The organism is Stenotrophomonas sp. a6, from assembly GCF_030913325.1.
In the GTDB taxonomy this organism is placed as follows: Bacteria; Pseudomonadota; Gammaproteobacteria; order Xanthomonadales; family Xanthomonadaceae; genus Stenotrophomonas; species Stenotrophomonas maltophilia.
In genome coordinates this window covers 1,805,134-1,822,756 of sequence record NZ_CP133161.1, presented here as the reverse complement: position 1 = coordinate 1,822,756, position 17,623 = coordinate 1,805,134, and the positions used below count along the sequence as shown (strand labels likewise).

Annotated in this window: 15 protein-coding genes; 8 read left to right on the top strand and 7 right to left on the bottom strand. The window is 67.5% G+C overall.

The window, feature by feature from the left end; all coding sequences use genetic code 11:
* Nucleotides 1-20 precede the first annotated feature (20 nt).
* From yajC to queA, 3 genes are all read right to left on the bottom strand, one after another.
* Complete coding sequence (gene yajC, locus Q9Q79_RS08545) at nucleotides 21-365, bottom strand: preprotein translocase subunit YajC (protein WP_005409257.1); 345 nt, start codon at nucleotides 363-365, stop codon at nucleotides 21-23.
* A gap of 133 nt (nucleotides 366-498) precedes the next feature.
* A complete protein-coding gene (gene tgt, locus Q9Q79_RS08540) occupies nucleotides 499-1,629 on the bottom strand; it encodes a tRNA guanosine(34) transglycosylase Tgt (RefSeq protein WP_005409256.1) in 1,131 nt (376 codons plus the stop codon).
* Nucleotides 1,630-1,806: 177 nt separating this feature from the next.
* Nucleotides 1,807-2,874 (bottom strand): tRNA preQ1(34) S-adenosylmethionine ribosyltransferase-isomerase QueA, encoded by a 1,068-nt coding sequence (queA, locus tag Q9Q79_RS08535; protein ID WP_005409255.1) that lies wholly within the window; start codon nucleotides 2,872-2,874, stop codon nucleotides 1,807-1,809.
* A 211-nt stretch (nucleotides 2,875-3,085) separates the two neighbouring features.
* Here queA and Q9Q79_RS08530 point away from each other — a divergent pair, with 211 nt between their 5' ends.
* Complete coding sequence (locus Q9Q79_RS08530; protein ID WP_076739231.1) at nucleotides 3,086-4,582, top strand: aminotransferase class III-fold pyridoxal phosphate-dependent enzyme; 1,497 nt, start codon at nucleotides 3,086-3,088, stop codon at nucleotides 4,580-4,582.
* 183 nt (nucleotides 4,583-4,765) lie between these two features.
* The gene (locus Q9Q79_RS08525) at nucleotides 4,766-5,359 is read left to right on the top strand and encodes a TIGR00730 family Rossman fold protein (RefSeq protein WP_005409253.1); all 594 of its coding nucleotides are present in this window, start codon (nucleotides 4,766-4,768) and stop codon (nucleotides 5,357-5,359) included.
* 19 nt (nucleotides 5,360-5,378) lie between these two features.
* Here the strand turns inward: Q9Q79_RS08525 and Q9Q79_RS08520 are convergent, their stop codons facing one another.
* Entirely contained in the window at nucleotides 5,379-8,177 is a 2,799-nt protein-coding gene (locus tag Q9Q79_RS08520; protein WP_286246110.1) for a GGDEF domain-containing protein, read from the bottom strand.
* A 292-nt stretch (nucleotides 8,178-8,469) separates the two neighbouring features.
* Here Q9Q79_RS08520 and Q9Q79_RS08515 point away from each other — a divergent pair, with 292 nt between their 5' ends.
* From Q9Q79_RS08515 to Q9Q79_RS08495, 5 genes are all read left to right on the top strand, one after another.
* Complete coding sequence (locus tag Q9Q79_RS08515) at nucleotides 8,470-8,988, top strand: RNA polymerase sigma factor (protein ID WP_229295586.1); 519 nt, start codon at nucleotides 8,470-8,472, stop codon at nucleotides 8,986-8,988.
* Entirely contained in the window at nucleotides 8,985-9,983 is a 999-nt protein-coding gene (locus Q9Q79_RS08510) for a hypothetical protein (protein WP_024958289.1), read from the top strand. Before Q9Q79_RS08515 ends, Q9Q79_RS08510 begins: the two co-directional genes overlap by 4 nt.
* Before the next feature lie 40 nt (nucleotides 9,984-10,023).
* Complete coding sequence (locus tag Q9Q79_RS08505; protein ID WP_201863780.1) at nucleotides 10,024-10,620, top strand: YigZ family protein; 597 nt, start codon at nucleotides 10,024-10,026, stop codon at nucleotides 10,618-10,620.
* Nucleotides 10,613-12,385, top strand: coding sequence for an ABC transporter transmembrane domain-containing protein (locus Q9Q79_RS08500; RefSeq protein ID WP_005413014.1), 1,773 nt, complete (start codon nucleotides 10,613-10,615; stop codon nucleotides 12,383-12,385). The genes Q9Q79_RS08505 and Q9Q79_RS08500 overlap by 8 nt, the downstream gene beginning before the upstream one ends.
* A 70-nt stretch (nucleotides 12,386-12,455) precedes the next feature.
* The gene (locus Q9Q79_RS08495) at nucleotides 12,456-12,650 is read left to right on the top strand and encodes a hypothetical protein (protein ID WP_005409247.1); all 195 of its coding nucleotides are present in this window, start codon (nucleotides 12,456-12,458) and stop codon (nucleotides 12,648-12,650) included.
* Nucleotides 12,651-12,918: 268 nt separating this feature from the next.
* Here Q9Q79_RS08495 and Q9Q79_RS08490 read toward each other — a convergent pair whose 3' ends face one another.
* The 3 genes from Q9Q79_RS08490 to Q9Q79_RS08480 form a co-directional block, all read right to left on the bottom strand.
* Nucleotides 12,919-14,043, bottom strand: coding sequence for a prephenate dehydrogenase (locus Q9Q79_RS08490; RefSeq protein ID WP_180872413.1), 1,125 nt, complete (start codon nucleotides 14,041-14,043; stop codon nucleotides 12,919-12,921).
* The gene (gene pdxY / locus Q9Q79_RS08485; protein WP_201863782.1) at nucleotides 14,040-14,948 is read right to left on the bottom strand and encodes a pyridoxal kinase; all 909 of its coding nucleotides are present in this window, start codon (nucleotides 14,946-14,948) and stop codon (nucleotides 14,040-14,042) included. The genes Q9Q79_RS08490 and pdxY overlap by 4 nt, the downstream gene beginning before the upstream one ends.
* Nucleotides 14,949-15,519: 571 nt before the next feature.
* Nucleotides 15,520-16,719 carry an MFS transporter gene (locus Q9Q79_RS08480; RefSeq protein ID WP_032966631.1) on the bottom strand — a complete coding sequence of 400 codons (1,200 nt, stop codon included), beginning with the start codon at nucleotides 16,717-16,719 and terminating at the stop codon, nucleotides 15,520-15,522.
* Nucleotides 16,720-16,791: 72 nt separating this feature from the next.
* On the opposite strand from Q9Q79_RS08480, the gene Q9Q79_RS08475 reads away from it, so the two are divergent.
* A complete protein-coding gene (locus Q9Q79_RS08475; protein ID WP_201862369.1) occupies nucleotides 16,792-17,589 on the top strand; it encodes a helix-turn-helix transcriptional regulator in 798 nt (265 codons plus the stop codon).
* Nucleotides 17,590-17,623: the final 34 nt, after the last annotated feature.

The window sequence follows — 17,623 nt, the reverse complement described above, 5'->3', positions numbered from 1 at the left end:
TGCATCGGAAAGGGAGTGGCTTACTGGGCCGACTTCAGGGTACCGGCCGGCAGCACGTTGCCGACAGCGCCCTTCTGCACGCGGATGCGCACGTTGTCAGCCACTTCAATGGTGATGAAGTTGTCGCCGATGTCGGTGACGATGCCGGCGATGCCGCCGTTGGTCAGCACTTCATCGCCACGCTTGATCTTCTCCAGCATGGCCTTGTGCTCCTTCTGCCGCTTCATCTGCGGGCGGATCATCAGGAAGTACATGATGGCGATCAGGATGACCGGGAACAGCAGCGTGGTCAGGCCCATGCCCTGCGGTTGGCCGCCGGCGGCCTGGGCGTGGGCGGCGGGAATCAGGAAAGCAAGCAGGTTCATCGTTGGTCCTTTGGTTGGGCGGCGCTTCGGCCCTTTCACGGGCACGAGGTGTCGACCGCGGATCTGGGTCAGCCTTGAAGTATGCCACGGCCCCGGGCGTTCGTCCTTGGGCCGTTTGGCAGGGGCGTTCGGGTTACAGGGGCGGGGCCACCGCCCCGCGTGCCGCGTAGAAGGACTCGCGGAAGGCCAGGAAGGTTCCCGCCTCGATGGCCGCGCGGATGTCGGCCATCAGCTTTTCGTAATAGAACAGGTTGTGCAGGGTACCGAGCATCGGCGCCAGCATCTCGTTGCAGCGGTCCAGGTGGCGCAGGTAGGAACGCGTGTAACCGCCGGTGCAGGCCACGCAGCCGCAGCCCGGCTCGATCGGGTCCATGTCCCGCGCGTACTGGGAATTTCGGATGCGAACGGTGCCGAACGAGGTGAAATAGTGGCCGTTGCGGGCGTTCCGCGTCGGCATCACGCAGTCGAACATGTCCACGCCACGTGCGACACCCTCGACCAGGTCCTCCGGCCGGCCCACACCCATCAGGTAGCGCGGACGGTCGCTTGGCAGCTCCGGGTCCAGGTGGTCGAGCATGGCGTTGCGCTCGTGCTCAGGCTCGCCCACAGCCAGGCCGCCGATGGCATAGCCGTCGAAGCCGATCGCCTGCAGGGCCTCGGCCGAGCGGCTGCGCAGGTCGGTGTGCACGCCGCCCTGGACGATGCCGAACAGGGCCGCGTCATTGCCCAGCTCGTCATGCGCGTTGCGGCTGCGCTGGGCCCAGCGCAGGCTCAGCTCCATCGACCGGCGCGCCACATCCTCGGTGGCCGGGTACGGGGTGCACTCGTCGAAGATCATCACCACGTCCGAATCGAGCACCTTCTGGATCTTCATGCTCTCTTCCGGGCCCAGGAACACACGGGCGCCGTCGGTGGGCGAGGCAAAGGTCACGCCCTGCTCGGTGATCTTGCGGCGGTGGGCCAGCGAGAACACCTGGAAGCCACCGGAGTCGGTCAGGATCGGGCCATCCCAGCGGCAGAAGCCGTGCAGGCCGCCGTGGTCGGCAATGATGTCCAGGCCCGGGCGCAGGTACAGGTGGAAGGTATTGCCGAGGATGATCTCGGCGCCCAGCGCACGCACCTGGTCCGGCAGGATGCCCTTGACCGAGCCATAGGTCCCGACCGGCATGAAGGCCGGTGTTTCCACCGTGCCACGCGGGAAGGTCAGGCGGCCACGGCGGGCACGGCCGTCGCGGGTCTGGAGCTGGAACTGCAGTCGGGACATGGAGCGGTCATTCGGGCAAATAGTTGTCTATTGTCTCCCAAAACCGGCTCGACCGCCCATTCAGGCCTGAACGGCACGGCAGTAGAGCCACGCCATGCGTGGCTTTCCTGGTCTCCAGGCACCTGCAAGTGCGCACCAACGGTGCGCACCCACCACAAGCAGGCAGAGGTCAGCGCCCTACCCCGCCTGCGGGAACAGCAGCATCGCGTCGCCGTAGCTGAAGAAGCGGTAGCGCTGCTCGATCGCGTGCTGGTAGGCCTCGAACACGCGCTCCTTGCCGGCGAACGCGGAGATCATCATCAGCAGCGTGCTTTCCGGCAGGTGGAAGTTGGTCACCATCGCGTCGACGCTGCGGATGCGGTAACCCGGGGTGATGAAGATCTGCGTTTCGCCGGCAAACGGCAGCAGCTCGCCGTCGCGCATCGCGCTTTCCAGCGCGCGCACCACGGTGGTGCCGACGCCGATCACGCGGCCGCCGGCGGCGCGCGTGCGCCGCACCTGCTGCACCAGCTCGGCACCCACGTTCAGCCACTCGCGGTGCATCACGTGGTCCTTCAGGTCATCGGCACGCACCGGCTGGAAGGTGCCTGCACCCACGTGCAGGGTGACGTGCCCGAACTCCACGCCCTTGTCCTTCAGTGCGGCCAGCAGCGGTTCGTCGAAATGCAGGCCGGCGGTCGGCGCCGCCACCGCCCCCACTTCGCGCGCGAACACAGTCTGATAGCGCTCGCGGTCGTCCACGCCCGGCTCGCGCTGGATGTACGGCGGCAGCGGCAGGCGGCCGGCGTGCAGCAGCCACTGTTCCAGCGATTCCGGCACATGGAACTGCAGTACGTAGAACTCGCCATCGCGGCCCAGCACCTCGGCTTCACCGCCGGCATCCAGCGCAATGCGGCTGCCGGCCTTCGGTGACTTGCTGGCGCCCACCTGGGCACGGGCCTGCTGGCCACCGAGCAGGCGCTCGATCAGTATCTCCACGCGGCCGCCGCTGGCCTTCTGCCCGAACAGGCGCGCCGGGATCACCCGGGTGTCGTTGAACACCAGCAGGTCGCCCGGCTGCAGCAGCGACGGCAGGTCGCGCACCTGCAGGTCGGTGAAGGCATCGGGTGCCGGCGGTACCAGCAGCAGGCGGCTTGCGGAACGTTCGGCCAGCGGGGCCTGCGCGATCAGTTCAGCCGGCAGGTCGTAATGGAAATCGGACTTCTTCAAGGCAGTGGGCGGCAACAGGTCGACAATGGCGCGCATTGTACGTCCAGCGTCTGCGAGCCGGCGTGCTTCGCGGCGAACGTCGCGGAAAATGCTGCTATGCAACAGGTTTCTGCGGGGTTATCGCGCAAAAAAACAAGTGCTAGCATCGAGCCGGAAGTCCGCTGCACGAGCCTGCCCCCAAGCGCGCGTGATGACGCGCGTTTTGCTTTTGAAGACCCGTGCGACCCATTGTTTCAGGAGATCTGCAATGAGCTTCATCGAACGCCTCGCCCCCCTGCGCAGCCAGCCCGGCACCCGTCTCACCACCGGGCTGGACGATGCCACCCTGACCGCCCTGTCCGCCAACCACCCGCAGCTGATCGCCGCGGTGGACGCCGCTGCCGAGGAATTCGCGCGCGTGCAGGCCGACCTGGGGCCGCTGCTGGCGCAGGACGAACAGGCGCAGATCGACGCGATGCAGGACGGTTTCGTCAATTTCTATGCCGATGACGCGGTGACCCCGTACGTGGCACTGGCTGCGCGCGGCCCATGGGTGGTCACCCTGAAGGGCGCCGTGCTGTACGACGCCGGCGGCTACGGCATGCTCGGCTTCGGGCACACCCCGGACGCCGTGCTGGAGGCGATGGCCCGCCCGCAGGTGATGGCCAACATCATGACCCCCAGCCTGTCGCAGCAGCGCTTCATCACCGCCCTGCGCGCCGAGATCGGCCACCGCCGTGGCGGCTGCCCGTTCACCCGTTTCATGTGCCTGAATTCCGGTTCCGAAGCGGTCGGCCTGGCGGCCCGCATCGCCGATGTCAACGCCAAGCTGCAGACCGACCCGGGTGCGCGCCACGCTGGCGCTGCGATCAAGCGCGTGGTGGTCAAGGGCAGCTTCCATGGCCGTACCGACCGCCCTGCCCTGTATTCCGATTCCAGCCGCAAGAGCTACATGCAGCACCTGGCCAGCTATCGTGGCGAAGACTCGGTGATCACCGTGGCGCCGTACGACGAAGCCGGCCTGCGCAAGGTGTTCGAGGACGCCGCGCGCAACCAGTGGTTCATCGAGGCGGTGTTCCTGGAGCCGGTGATGGGCGAAGGCGATCCGGGCCGTTCGGTGCCGCCGTCGTTCTATGCCGTGGCCCGCGAACTGACCCGTGCCCACGGCAGCCTGCTGCTGCTCGACTCGATCCAGGCCGGCCTGCGCGCGCATGGCGTGCTGTCGGTGGTCGATTACCCGGGCTTCGAAGGCCTCGACCCGCCGGACATGGAGACCTATTCCAAGGCCCTCAACGCCGCGCAGTACCCGCTGTCGGTGCTGGCGGTGACCGAGCATGCCGCGCAGCTGTACCGCAAGGGCATCTATGGCAATACCATGACCAGCAACCCGCGTGCGCTGGACGTGGCCTGCGCCACCTTGGCCCAGCTGACCCCGCAGGTGCGCGCCAACATCGCCGAACGCGGTGCCGAGGCCGTGCGCAGGCTGGAACAGCTGAAGAACGAGCTGGGCGGGCTGATCACCAAGGTGCAGGGCACCGGTCTGCTGTTCTCCTGCGAGCTGGCCCCGCAGTTCAAGTGCTACGGTGCCAACTCGACCGAGGAATGGCTGCGCCAGCACGGCATCAACGTGATCCACGGCGGCGAGAACTCGCTGCGCTTCACCCCGCACTTCGGCATGGACAGCGAGGAGCTGGACCTGCTGGTGGGCATGGTCGGCCGCGCCCTGCGTGAAGGCCCGCGCCGCGAGCAGGCCGCTGCCGCGTAAGCCTGCTTGGCGTTTGTAGAGTCGAGCCGTGCTCGACTCGGCCTTTGCCGCGATCTGAACGAAGATCAGCCGAGCATGGCTCGGCTCTACAGAAGGGCTCATAATCCAAGGACACCCCGTCCCCGACCGCCCTGCGGTTGGCGACGGGGCGTTTTCGTTTCCGGCCAAGAGACAGGAAGATCCATGAAATCGATCTGTGTGTACTGTGGTTCCAACGCTGGCAGCAAGCCGGCCTACACCGAACGCGCCATTGCCCTGGGTGACCGCATCGCCCGCGACGGCCTGCGCCTGGTGTATGGCGGCGGCAACGTCGGCCTGATGGGAACCGTGGCCAATGCCGTGCTCGCCGCTGGCGGCGAGGTGACCGGCGTGATCCCGCGCCAGCTGGCCGACTGGGAAGTGGCGCACCGTGGCCTGACCGAACTGGAGATCGTCGGTTCGATGCATGAGCGCAAGTCGCGCATGTTCGATCTTGCCGACGGTTTCGTCGCCCTGCCCGGCGGCTTCGGCACCATGGAAGAGATCTTCGAGATGCTGACCTGGCGCCAGCTGGGCATCGGCAACAAGCCATGCGCATTCCTCGATGTGGACGGCTTCTACGCCCCGCTGATCGGCATGATCGATCGCATGGTGGAAGAACGCTTCCTGCATCCGGACCAGCGCCAGGACCTGTGGTACGGCTCGGACATCGAAGAGATGCTGGAGTGGATGAAGAACTACCAGCCGGCCCAGGCCTCGAAGTGGATCGACGAGAAGCGCCGCGCCGCCCTGCGATGATGCAGCTGCACGCGGTGGCTCAGGCCGCCGCGTGCGCCCACGGCGCGGGCCGCCCCAGCAGGTAGCCCTGGCCGTAGTCGCAGCCCAGTTCACGCAGGGTCTGCCGCTGCGCGTCGGTCTCGATGCCTTCGCCAATGGTCTCAATGCCCAGCGTGCGCGCCAGCGACAGCACGCCTTCCACCAGCGCCCGCGTACTCTGCACTTCCGGACCGTGCAGGCCGGCGATGAAGCTCTGGTCGATCTTCAGCGTGCTGATCGGGAAACGGTGGAGGTAGGACAGCGCGGAGAACCCGGTACCGAAATCGTCCAGCTGCACCTGGATGCCGCGCTCGCGCAGGCCCTGCAGGATACGCAGCGTGTGCGGGCCGTCGTCCAGCAACGCCACCTCGGTGATTTCCAGGCGCAGCCGGCGCGGATCGGCACCACAGCTGTCGAGCAGGCCGAACAGGCGATCACTGAACTCTGCCGAGCGGAAATGCCGGGGCGATACGTTCACCGAGACGTAGCCTTCGCCTCCCCGTGCCAGCCCCGCGATGACCTGCTCGTAGATCAGCCAGTCCACCTGTTCGATCAGGCCGCTCTCTTCACCCAGCTCCAGGAACGCGCCGGGCAGCAGCAGGCCACGGCGCTCATGCTGCCAGCGCAGCAGCGCCTCGTGACCGACCACTTCGCCGTCGGACAAGCGCACGATCGGCTGATAGAACGGCACGAAATCGCGGTTGTTGATCGCACGGCGCAGGTCGGCTTCCAGGTCCAGGCTGCGCATGGCTTCTTCGCGCATGTCCTCGTCGAAGATCGCACAGCGGTCATGGCCCTGCGCCTTGGCCCGGTACATGGCCGCATCCGCATCGCGCAGCAGCTCTTCTCCGGTGCGGTAGCGCGGATTCCACAGGGCAATGCCCAGGCTGCCGGACGGAAACAGTTCGCGCCCGGCGATCCACATCGATTCCTGCAACGCCAGCAGCAGCCGCTGGCCGAAATCCAGTGCCTGCGCCAGGCCCTGCGGGCACTGCAGCAGCACAGCGAACTCATCACCGCCAAGCCGGGCCACCACATCTTCGGCACCTGCCATCGACACGATGCGCTTGGCCACTTCCACCAGCATGCGGTCGCCGGCGGCATGGCCGATGCTGTCGTTGACCAGCTTGAAGCGGTCCAGATCGAGGAACAGCACGGCGAACACCGGTCCGCCCTCGCGCTTGGCCAGCGACAGTGAATCCTGCAGGCGATCCAGCAGGTGCAGGCGGTTGGGCAGGCCTGTCAGCGCATCGTGCATGGCCTGGTGGGTCAGGCGCTGCTCGGCACGCAGGCGCTCACCGATCTGCCCAAGCAGCTTTTCGTTGACCTCGGCCAGTTCGCGGGTGCGTTCCTCAACGCGCTTTTCCAGCTCGGCATGTGCCGAACGCAGCCGCTGCTGGTCGCGCTGGCGCGCAAGCCCGGTTCCGATGTTCTGCGCAACGAAGGTCAGCAGCCGCTGATCGTGCACGCTGAACGTGCTGTTCTCGCTGTAGCTCTGCACCACGATCGCACCCACCACCTCATCGTCGCGCAGCAACGGCACGCCCAGCCAGCAATGCGAGCGCGCGCCGGACTCGCGCACTTCACCACTGGCCAGCAGCGCATCGATCTGCGCGCGTGACGCCAGCAGCGGGCGCCGGTTGCGCACCACGTATTCGGTCAGGCCCCGGCTGAACGGCCGTGGCGCGCGGCTGGCATTGTGCTCGTCCACCGAATACACGAAGTCCAGGCCGTTGCCGGCCGGGTTGACCAGGGCGATGTAGAAATTGCGTGCGTCGAGCAGGCGCCCGACCACCCCATGCACCTGACCATAGAACTGGTCCAGGCTGTCGGCAGACATCGCCATCTCGGCGATGTTGTACAGCGCGGTCTGCAACTGTTCGGCACGGCGACGCTCGGCCACCTCATCCTGCAGGCTGCGGTTGGCGCGCTGCAGTTCCTGGGTGCGCCGCGCCACCTGCTGCTCCAGCCGCACCTGCGCCTGGCGCCGGTCCATCGCGGTCTGTACGTGCTGCGCAACGAAGCCCAGCAATGCGCGCTCGGCCTCGCCATAGCGGGCTGCCTGTTCATAGCTCTGGACCACGATGGCGCCGCAGACGCGGCCGTCCCGCAGCATCGGCACGCCCAGCCAGTCCAGGCTTTCGGGCCCACGCTGCGGGTCGTGCTCCTGTTCCATCACCTGCGCCAGCAGCCTGCGCGAGGGACCACTGAGCGGCTTGCCATGGCGCAACAGCGCCACGGTCAGGCTGCGCGGCATCTCGCTGGCGTCATGGCTCTGCGTGGGATCGGCGACGAAGTCATCGACCTGATCGGCGAAGTACAGGAAGCGTATCTGGTCGCGCACATCGTCGTATTCCACGATGTAGCAGTTCTCGGCATACATCAGCGTGCCCAGCACACCATGCACGTGGCGCAGCATCTCGGGCATTTCCAGGTCGGCACCGGCCAGATCTGCAATCTGGAACAGGGCCTGCTGCAGCCGTTCGGCCTCTTCCAGTGCCTTGATCTGGCCGGCCTGGCGGCCGCGCTGCAGCGCCAGCTCAATCGCCTGCCGGGCCAGCCCCCACCACGCGGGTGAAGGCACCGCGCCCGCAACCGACAGCAGCAGCCGCGCACCGTCATACTCCCAGCCGTGCTGGCCATCGCCGGTGGCGGGCTCCACGGACGCAGCGCTGTCAATCGCAGGCAAGGGCCAGCCCCCTCGGCCACTCCCCAGCTGCGGGTCGTCCCAGCCAACGCGGACCACGGCCGTTTCCGGCAAAAGCGCATGCAACGCGCGCACCAGCGCCGTGCTCAACACGGCCTCGTGTAGTGGCTCTTCCGCCGATTCAGCATGCGTGGACAAATGACAATCTCTTGGCGCCGTCTGTGCGTCGCCTCCCCTGAGCCGCCGAGCATAGCGCGCCACCCGGGGGGCAATGGAAGCCCGTAAACCCCGAATCGTGCGCCCGTACGTTTTTCGTGCTGTCCGTAGCTGCTTCCATGCCATGAACCTCGCCCTGCCCGCCCCTGCCACCGGCTATGCGCCACCGCCTGCAGGCCTTACCCTGTACGCCGTGGAAGCCAGCGCACTGCCAACCGATGAAGCCTTGATGCTGGCCTGGGCCGGTGGCGACCTGCGCGCGTTCGAAAGCCTGTATGGGCGCCACCGCAAGCGCCTGTTCGGCTTCCTGCTGCGGCAACTGCGCGACACCGCGCTGGCCGAGGAGATCTTCCAGGACGTCTGGCAGCGGGTGATCAGCGCCCGTGCCGGGTGGCAACCAGACGCGGCCTTCAGCACCTGGCTGTTCCGCATTGCCCACAACCGCCTGAACGACCATTGGCGCGCCGCCCGCCACCGCCCGGCTGCCCCGGCCGATGCCGATCTGCGCCTGGCCGCGATCGAGGATGGGCAGACCCCGGAAGGCGAGCTTTCCGAATTCGAACAACGTCGCCGCATCCAGCTGGCGATGGAACAACTGCCGCCTGAGCAGCGCGAAGTGCTGCAACTGCGGCTGGATCAGGAACTGAGCCTGGAGGAGATCGGCCAGATCACCGGCGTAGGCCGGGAAACCGTGAAATCGCGGCTGCGCTATGCGATGGACAAGCTGCGTGCGGGATTGAACGCATGAACCGAGACGAACCGCTGACGCCGGAAGAACGCGAGCTGGCCCGGCTGCTCGGCCGTCGCGCCGAGCAGGCTCCGCCCGCCGCACTGGACGCCGCCATCCTGGCCGCGGCCCGCGCTGCCGTGGACGCGCCGGCCGCCGATGCGGTCGCCTCTCCCGAGGCGCCGCGCACGCAGCGCACACGCCCGCGTTGGCCGGCGGTGTTCGGCATCGCCGCCTCGATGGTGTTTGCCATCGGCATCGCCTGGCAGCTGCGTCCGGAACCTCCGCCGGTTCCGGCCGGTGAGGCCGCTGTTGCTGCGGCACCGGCAGCGGCAGAAGACGTTGCGGCTGCCGATCAGGCCGCTGACCGCAGTGCAGCCGACAGCGCTGTGGCGGCCGCCGAACCAAGCGCTGCGCCCGCAGCACCCGAGGCCGCCCCTGTTGCCGCTGCCCCGGCACCGGCCATCGCACGCGCGCCCGAGCCGGCGCCGGCCCAGGCTGCACGATCGATGGCTGCGGATGCGGCCGCCGATACCGCCTTTGCGGCCCTTCCGCCAGCGCCGACGGCAGCACCGTCCGCAGCGCCGCCTGCGCCACCGGCACCCGCCGCCTACTCGGCACCGGCACCTGCACCGGCATTCGCGCCGGCAGCGTCCGGGGCACTGAAAGCACGCACGGCCGCGGCACCTGCACCGGCACCAGCAGCCAATGCCGCCGAGGTCGAGCGGGCGGAGGCGCTGGATCGGGTGGAGATCACCTCGATGAAGCGTGAGGCTCCCAGCCGTTCGGCTCCGGGCATCATGCGCCGCGGCAGCGATGCGGGCCTGAGCGCGGATACCGTGCAGGCCGAGGTGGACGCCGACGCGCGCCTGCCACGCCGGCAGTGGCTGCAGAAAATCCGCGAGCGCCGTGATCAGGACCAGCGCGACCTCGCCCGCGCCAGCCTGGAGCGCTACATCCAGCAATATCCGGAAGCGCGCCTGCCGCGCGACCTGCGCCCGCTGCTGGACGACTGAAACGGGCGGGGGTACCCGGCAACACCGTAGAATGGCGGGAATGCTCGATACCCTCGCCCAGCCCGTCAGCCACACGCTGGAAGTCAAACACAGCCGCTTCATCGCCCATGCCGCGCCGATCGACGGCGCCCCCGCAGCGCTGGCGTTCCTGCAACAGGTTGCCGTGGCCGACGCCACCCACAACTGCTGGGCCTACCGGCATGGCCAGGACTACCGCTCCAGCGATGATGGCGAGCCGGCAGGCACCGCCGGGCGGCCGATCCTGGCCGCGATCGACGGGCAGGGCTTCGATCGGGTGATGGTGGTGGTGACGCGCTGGTTCGGTGGCATCAAGCTCGGCGCCGGCGGCTTGGTCCGGGCGTACGGTGGCGCCGCCGCAGAATGCCTGCGCACCGCGCCGCGGCTGGCGCTGGTCGCCATGGCACGGCTGCAGCTGCAGGCCGGCTTCGAAGACCTGGGCACCCTGCATGCGGCCCTGCCGGCATTCGGCGCGGAGAAGCGCGATGAACAGTTCGACGCGATCGGGGTGTGCCTGCGGGTCGAATTGCCGGCCGATCAGGTCGACGCATTGAAAATCCGCCTGCGCGACGCCACTCGTGACCGTATCCGCATAGAAGACGACCACCAGGATGACTGACAAGGACGGCGCCCCCGCCTCGCCCCCGCCGCTGCGCCGCCTTGGCAGCCTGCGCACGCTATGGCCGTTCGTGCGCCGCCACAGTGGCCTGTTCACCGCTTGGCTGATGGCCCTGGCGGTGTCTTCGGCGGCCACGCTGAGCCTGCCGCCGGCGGTCAAGCAGATGATCGACCATGGCTTCAGCAGCGGCGGCCAGATCAACCGTGCCTTCGCCCTGCTGATGCTGGTGGCCGTGGTGCTGGCCCTGGCCACCGCCGCGCGCTTCTACTTCGTGTCGCTGCTGGGCGAAAAGGTCGTGGCTGACCTGCGCAGCCGCCTCTACGCACACCTCATCCAGCTCGGTGCCGGCTTCCATGACCGCAGCCGCAGCGGTGAGCTGGTCTCGCGCCTGACCGCCGACAGTGAGCTGCTGCGCAGCGTGGTCGGCTCGACCATGTCGGTGGCATTGCGCAGCAGCGTCACGGTGGTCGGCAGCCTGGCGATGCTGTTCGTCACCAGCCCGCGGCTGGCGGCGTGGTCGCTGCTGGGCATTCCGCTTGCGGTACTGCCGATCATCATCGGTGCGCGCAAGCTGCGCACCGTCGCGCGCAGCAGCCAGGACCGCATCGCCGATGCCAACAGCCTGGCCAGCGAGACCCTGGGCGCCGTAAGGACGGTACAGGCGCATGCACGCGAACCCTACGAGCGCGGCCGCTTCGACCATGCACTGGGCGATGCCATCAAGGCCGCCCGCCGCCGCATCGGTGCGCAGTCGCTGGTCACCGCCAGCGCCATCCTGCTGGTGTTCGGCGCCATCGTCGGCGTGCTGTGGCTGGGCGCGCACGATGTCATCGACGGCCGCCTCAGCGCAGGCACCCTTGGCCAGTTCGTGCTGTACGCGCTGATCGGTGGTGGCTCGGTCGGTGCGCTGGCCGAAGTCTGGAACGAACTGCAGCGCGCGGCCGGCGGCATGGGCCGCATCGGCGAACTGCTGCAGGAAGACATCGAGATCCGCGCGCCGGCGCAGCCGCACGTGCTGCCGCAGCCGCTGCGTGGCGAGATCCGGTTCGACGACGTGGTGTTCCATTACCCGCAGCGGCCTGACCAGGCGGCGCTGGACCATTTCAACCTGCACGTGCGCCCGGGCGAGACGGTGGCCCTGGTTGGCCCGTCCGGCGCAGGCAAGAGCACGGTGCTGTCGATGCTGCTGCGCTTCCACGATCCGGCCAGTGGCCGCATCTGCGTGGATGGCATCGACGTGCGCCAGGTCGACCCGGCCGAACTGCGCGGACAGCTGGCGCTGGTTCCGCAGCAGCCGACGCTGTTTGCCGCCAGCGCGCGCGACAACATCCGCTATGGCCGCCTGCAGGCCAGCGACAGCGAGGTGGAAGATGCCGCACGCGCCGCCGAGGCGGACGGATTCCTGCGCGCGTTGCCGCAGGGCTATGACAGTGAGCTGGGCGAGCGCGGCGCCCGCCTGTCCGGTGGCCAGCAGCAGCGTGTGGCGATTGCCCGCGCACTGCTGAAGGATGCGCCGATCCTGCTGCTGGACGAAGCCACCAGCGCGTTGGACGCGCAGAGCGAGCACAGCGTGCAGCAAGCGCTGGAACGCCTGATGGCGGGCCGCACCACGCTGGTCATTGCCCACCGCCTGGCCACCGTGCTCAAGGCCGACCGCATCGTGGTGATGGACCAGGGCCGCATCGTCGCCGAGGGCACGCACGCGCAGCTGCTGGCCGAAGGCGGACTGTACGCTGAACTTGCACGCCTGCAGTTCATCGATTGATGACGTCCGCCTAACATCGGCGCGGCCAAGCTGGCCGCGCAACAGCAGCATCCGCTGAAGGAGGTGCACGATGTCGTTCCGTCAGTTCCCCGCCGTCGACAGCAACGGCGAAAGCCACATCATCATCGAGTTCAAGCCCGAGGCGAATGGCAGCGGGCACCATTCCGAAGCCACGCCACGCTACGAACTGGATGATGGACGGCCGCTGGTACGCGACGGCCGCGAGTTCACCACCAGTGGCGGTGAGCTGAGGCTGACGATCTGAGGTTCGCCGGGCATGGCCCGGCGCCACCGGATTTCGTACCGCTCCGCTCTGGTGGGTGTCGACCTTGGTCGACACGCCTTTTGCCTCTGGTAGGTGTCGACCTTGGTCGACACGCTTTTTGCCAAAGGCGGTCGAGCATGGCTCGACCCTACAAAAAGCGTGATCAATTTTTGACCAAGCATCTTGACAGCCTTTACTACCAAGGGCTGAGCGAGGTTATCCACACCTTTGCTCAGAAATCATCCACACCGCCTGTGGATGAATGTGCTCAGCCCAGCACCCGCCCGATGCCGCTGGCGTCCACTTCAGCGGCCGCGCGACTGATCGCCCCCGGATCGCTGCCGGCCACGAACCCGATCCGGAAATGCACTTCGCCGCCAGGCGTGCGCGAGGAATGGATCGAGGCCAGGCTGATGCGGTGCTGCTCGAACACATTCAGCAGTTCACGCAGTGAGCCCGGCCGGTCTTCCGGCAGGTGCACCGACAACGCATTGCGCTCGGTCAGGTCAGCCAGCAGATAGCCCACGCGTTCAAAGGTGTAGTTGCCCTCGGCCAGTGCCTGCTCGCCGAAGGCACTGCGGCTGGCCGACAGCAGCTGCTCACGGAATGCACTGCGTGCAGTGTCGTCGGCCTGTCCGACCTGGGCCTGCAGGGCCTGCAGCTGGCCGACCAAGCGCTCCAGCATCGGCGCCACGTACGGGTTGCCGAACTGGATGTCCTCGTAGATCGCGGGGTTCAGCGACAGGATGCGCGAGATGATCGCCGTATCCAGTTCGAACGATGCCGACCGGTACGGCATCATCGCGGCCAGGTCGCCCAGCTGCGGCTGGTACTGGCGCAGCACGCCGGCCTGGGCCAGGTGGGTGGCATGCACCATCGCCTGTACCAGCGCCATCATCTGGTCGTGATGCTGCGGCGTGGCCCGCACGCACTCAGCCTGCAGCGCCGTGCACAGCGAATCGACCCATGGCTGCCAGTGCCGCAGCCGCGCTTCGCAGACCACCATCACCCGACCCTTCAGGGTCGGCGCTTTCGGTGGCGCGGTCATCGGGTGCAGCCCGACCACCTCGGCCTGCGAGGCCAGCATCGCCTGCACCGGTGCCTCCTTCACCGAGGTCACGTCCAGCCACAGCCGGTCCTGCTCGCGGCCGGCCGACTGCCGCACGTACTCGGCGATCAACGCGGGCGTATGCCGGATCGGCGCCGAGAACACCAGCACATCGGCCTGCGCGAGCAGCTGTTCCGGCGTATGCGAGCCCGGATCAGCCGGATCATGGCCGATGACCCGCAGCTGCATGTGCTGCTGGAAGAAGCGGGTCAGCCAGCGCCCGTAGGCGCCGGCACTGCCGACGATGCCGACCGTGCGCGGCGTGCGTTCGAGCAGGCCGTTCATGCCACGCGTTCGGCGCGGAAGCGCGTCCCCTCGGCCAGCGCGGCAGGCGCTGCAGCGATCACGTCGAATTCTTCGAAGCCGTTGTCCAGGGTCGCCTCCAGGGCCGCGTGGGTGCCGGCAATCGCACGCGAGATCGCCTGCTGCATCGATTCGCCGCGCAGCAGGAACGACACCACCAGCGACATCAGCACATCACCCGTACCAGCCACGTCCACCGGCAGCAGGGGCGAGGTCCAGCGCCAGGTCTCCACGCGGCCGACAGCCAGGGTCACCAGTTCACCCGGGGTGCCGCCCACGCTGTGCGCGATCACCCAGTGCGGGCCACGATCCAGCAGCGTGCGTGCGGCGGCGATGGCATCGGCCTCGGCGAGCGCCGGCATACCGGTGAGGCGATTGAGTTCAAAGGCGTTCGGGGTCACCAGCCAGGCATGCGGCAGCAGGCGCTCGGCGAAGATCGCTTCCAGGCCCGGTTCCACGTAGGGGCCGGTGTGGGTATCACCAATCACCGGATCCAGGCAGTAACGCAGCTGCGGGCAGGCCGGCAGGATGTCGTCCAGCCAGTCGGCGAAGGCGGCACCGTTGGAGGTGCTGCCGAAGTAGCCGGACACCAGCATCTTCGCCCGCTGCGGCAGGCCGCGCTCGTGGGTGCCGAGCAGCAGGTCGGCGAACCAGTCGGCGGGCAGCACGCGACCGCGCGTGGTGTCGTAGAACGGCGCGTTGCTGAGCAACACGGTCGGAATTTCTGCTACGCGCACGCCGAGAGCGCGCATCGGCGGCACGGCGGCGCTGTTGCCGGCGTGGCCGTAGACAAGTTGCGACTGGACCGAGATGACATCGATCGGCGACGGGCCGTCGGGCCGCTGGCGGCGGCCGTGGACCAGGTGGTTATCAAGGGATTCGCTCATGGCCGCATTCTACGCCCGGTGGGCGGTTCGGCAGGGCTTGCAGCCCTGCACCTGCAGAATCAACGTCAACATCAAAAGCCAGAGCGGGCTGTCCCTGGGATGGCGGGGCGGTGTGGGTGGTCAGGACACGCCGTAAACCCATCCATGGGGGCTCGATGGCGCCATCCATGGCGCCAACGGTCCTGCGCACCCACACCGCCCCACCTTCGACAGTTGGCCGACAGCTGCTGGTGGGTGCCGACCGTTGGTCGGCACATCTGTCGGATACCGAATGAATTCGTCCACGCATGGCGTGGCTCTACTGGCAACTGCGGCTGTTGGTAGGTGTCGTCCGTTGATCGACACGTCTGTCAAATATCGATATCCGACCCCGTGCCGACCAACGGTCGGCACCCACCAAAGCAGAACGCTGTTCCGACAGATCGCGGAAAACGGCGCGACCGAGCTACATGGACGTACTTGCAGTGTCCCCCTCAACCGGACCCACCCCGCCAATCCACGGATAGCACGCTTTGGCTTTTGCCGTTGCCTCTGCGGGTGCAGGGCGCAGCCCTGCAAAAAGAAGCACCCCTCAGTGAACAGCAGGCCGCGACGGCGGCAGCCACGCCGCCACGATGCCGAGCAGCGGCAGGAACGCAGTCAACTGGTAGACGTACTCGATGCTGGTCTTGTCCGCCAGCAGGCCGAGCACGGCAGCACCCAGTCCACCCATGCCGAACGCAAAGCCGAAGAACAGGCCGGACACCATGCCGATGCGGTGCGGCATCATTTCCTGTGCGTACACCACGATCGCCGAGAACGCCGACGACAACACGAAACCGATCAGCACCGCCAGCACCGTGGTCCAGAACAGATCGGCATGCGGCAGCATCAGTGCGAACGGTGCAACGCCCAGGATCGAGGTCCAGATGATCGGCTTGCGGCCGATGCGATCGCCCAGCGGGCCACCGAGGAAGCCGCCGGCGGCGGACGCCACCAGGAATGCGAACAGATGCAGCTGCGCCTGTGCCACCGGAATGCCGAAATGGTGGATCAGGTAGAAGGTGAAGTAGCTGCCGATGCTGGCCATGTAGAAGTATTTGCTGAAGATCAGCACCAGCAGGATCGCCAGCACCTTGGCCACGGTGCGCGGGGGATGGCGCGGCGCCATCGAGGCGGTGCTGGCCGGGCGCGGGGTGCCCAGGTGCAGCGCGTACCAGCGGCCGACATAGGTCAGCAGTGCAATGCCGATCAGCGCGGCGCCGGCAAACCACGAGGCGGCATGCTGGCCATGCGGCACGATCACGGCTGCAGCAATCAGTGGACCGAGCGCGGTACCGAAATTGCCGCCCACCTGGAACACCGACTGCGCGAAGCCATGGCGGCCACCCGAGGCCAGCCGCGCAATGCGCGATGCTTCCGGATGGAAAATGGCCGAACCAATGCCGACCATCGCCGCAGCCATCAGCACCACCGCATAGTTCGGCGCGAAGCCGAGCAGCAGCATGCCGCACAGGGTCGAGGCCATGCCGATCGGCAGCGAGTACGGCGCCGGGCGACGGTCGGTGGCGGCGCCAACCAGTGGCTGGAAGATCGAAGCGGTCAGCTGGTAGGTCAGCGTGATCAGGCCGATCTGGGTGAAGCTCAGGTTGAAGCCGCCCTTGATCACTGGATAGATGGCCAGGATCAGCGACTGCATCATGTCGTTGACGACATGCGAGGTGGAAATAGCTGCCAGCACACCGGGAGCCACCGGACGTGAGGTCGTTGCGGGAGAAGCCAAGGCGGACATGGACGCAGTCAGGTTGGGGGCGAGTCACGCATGCTACGGTTGCCCTCCCCTCCCTTCTGCCGCGTTCGGGTCATGGCCTATCGCAAAAAGGACATTGCCGGCGATGTCGACCCGGCTGCGCCGTGGCGTGATGTGCCAGTGCATCGCCCGGTCACCTACCGGGTTACCCAGTACCCGGCAGGCACCCACATCGCAGGCCACAAGCACCAACGCCACCAGCTGGTCTATGCCATCTCGGGGCTGATGGTGGTGCGCTCGGAAGTCGGTCGCTGGGTCGTGCCCTCCACCCGTGCAATCTGGATGCCGGCGGGCATGGTGCACGCGGTGGACTGCATTGCCGCCGTGCACATGCGCAGCCTGTACATCGATCCGTCGTTCGCCCCGCAGTTGCCGGCCGAACCGTTCGCGGTACAGGTGGCACCGCTGCTGCGCGAACTGCTGCAGGCAGCCACCCTGATCAAGGGCGAGCACATCGAAGACAGCCGCGATGGCCGCGTGGTGCGCCTGCTGCTGGACGAGCTGCACCGCATGGACGTGCTGCCGCTGCACCTGCCGGCGCCCACCGACCCGCGCCTGCAGCGGATCTGCCAGCACATCCAGAAGCACCCCGGCGATGACGCGACGCTGCAGGACTGGGCACAGGCGCTGGAAGTGGACGTGAAAACCATCCAGCGCCACTTCGCCCACGAGCTGGGCATGACCTTCGGGCAGTGGCGACAGCAGGCGCGACTGCTGGCCGCATTGGAGCGGCTGGCGGTCGGCGACAAGGTCATCGATGTCGCGCTGGCGATGGGCTACGACAGCCCCAGCGCGTTCACCAGCATGTTCAAGCGCCAGCTGGGGCAGACGCCGGCGGCGTTTTTCCGCTGATCGCAAACGAAAACGCCGGGCATGGCCCGGCGCT

Excerpts from the sequence above, each read along its gene's own strand:
- yajC (WP_005409257.1), bottom strand. The coding sequence starts at position 365 with ATGAACCTGCTTGCTTTCCTGATTCCCGCCGCCCACGCCCAGGCCGCC.
- tgt (WP_005409256.1), bottom strand. The coding sequence starts at position 1,629 with ATGTCCCGACTGCAGTTCCAGCTCCAGACCCGCGACGGCCGTGCCCGC.
- queA (WP_005409255.1), bottom strand. The coding sequence starts at position 2,874 with ATGCGCGCCATTGTCGACCTGTTGCCGCCCACTGCCTTGAAGAAGTCC.
- Q9Q79_RS08530 (WP_076739231.1), top strand. The coding sequence starts at position 3,086 with ATGAGCTTCATCGAACGCCTCGCCCCCCTGCGCAGCCAGCCCGGCACC.
- Q9Q79_RS08525 (WP_005409253.1), top strand. The coding sequence starts at position 4,766 with ATGAAATCGATCTGTGTGTACTGTGGTTCCAACGCTGGCAGCAAGCCG.
- Q9Q79_RS08515 (WP_229295586.1), top strand. The coding sequence starts at position 8,470 with ATGCTGGCCTGGGCCGGTGGCGACCTGCGCGCGTTCGAAAGCCTGTAT.
- Q9Q79_RS08510 (WP_024958289.1), top strand. The coding sequence starts at position 8,985 with ATGAACCGAGACGAACCGCTGACGCCGGAAGAACGCGAGCTGGCCCGG.
- Q9Q79_RS08505 (WP_201863780.1), top strand. The coding sequence starts at position 10,024 with ATGCTCGATACCCTCGCCCAGCCCGTCAGCCACACGCTGGAAGTCAAA.
- Q9Q79_RS08500 (WP_005413014.1), top strand. The coding sequence starts at position 10,613 with ATGACTGACAAGGACGGCGCCCCCGCCTCGCCCCCGCCGCTGCGCCGC.
- Q9Q79_RS08495 (WP_005409247.1), top strand. The coding sequence starts at position 12,456 with ATGTCGTTCCGTCAGTTCCCCGCCGTCGACAGCAACGGCGAAAGCCAC.
- Q9Q79_RS08490 (WP_180872413.1), bottom strand. The coding sequence starts at position 14,043 with ATGAACGGCCTGCTCGAACGCACGCCGCGCACGGTCGGCATCGTCGGC.
- pdxY (WP_201863782.1), bottom strand. The coding sequence starts at position 14,948 with ATGAGCGAATCCCTTGATAACCACCTGGTCCACGGCCGCCGCCAGCGG.
- Q9Q79_RS08480 (WP_032966631.1), bottom strand. The coding sequence starts at position 16,719 with ATGTCCGCCTTGGCTTCTCCCGCAACGACCTCACGTCCGGTGGCTCCC.
- Q9Q79_RS08475 (WP_201862369.1), top strand. The coding sequence starts at position 16,792 with ATGGCCTATCGCAAAAAGGACATTGCCGGCGATGTCGACCCGGCTGCG.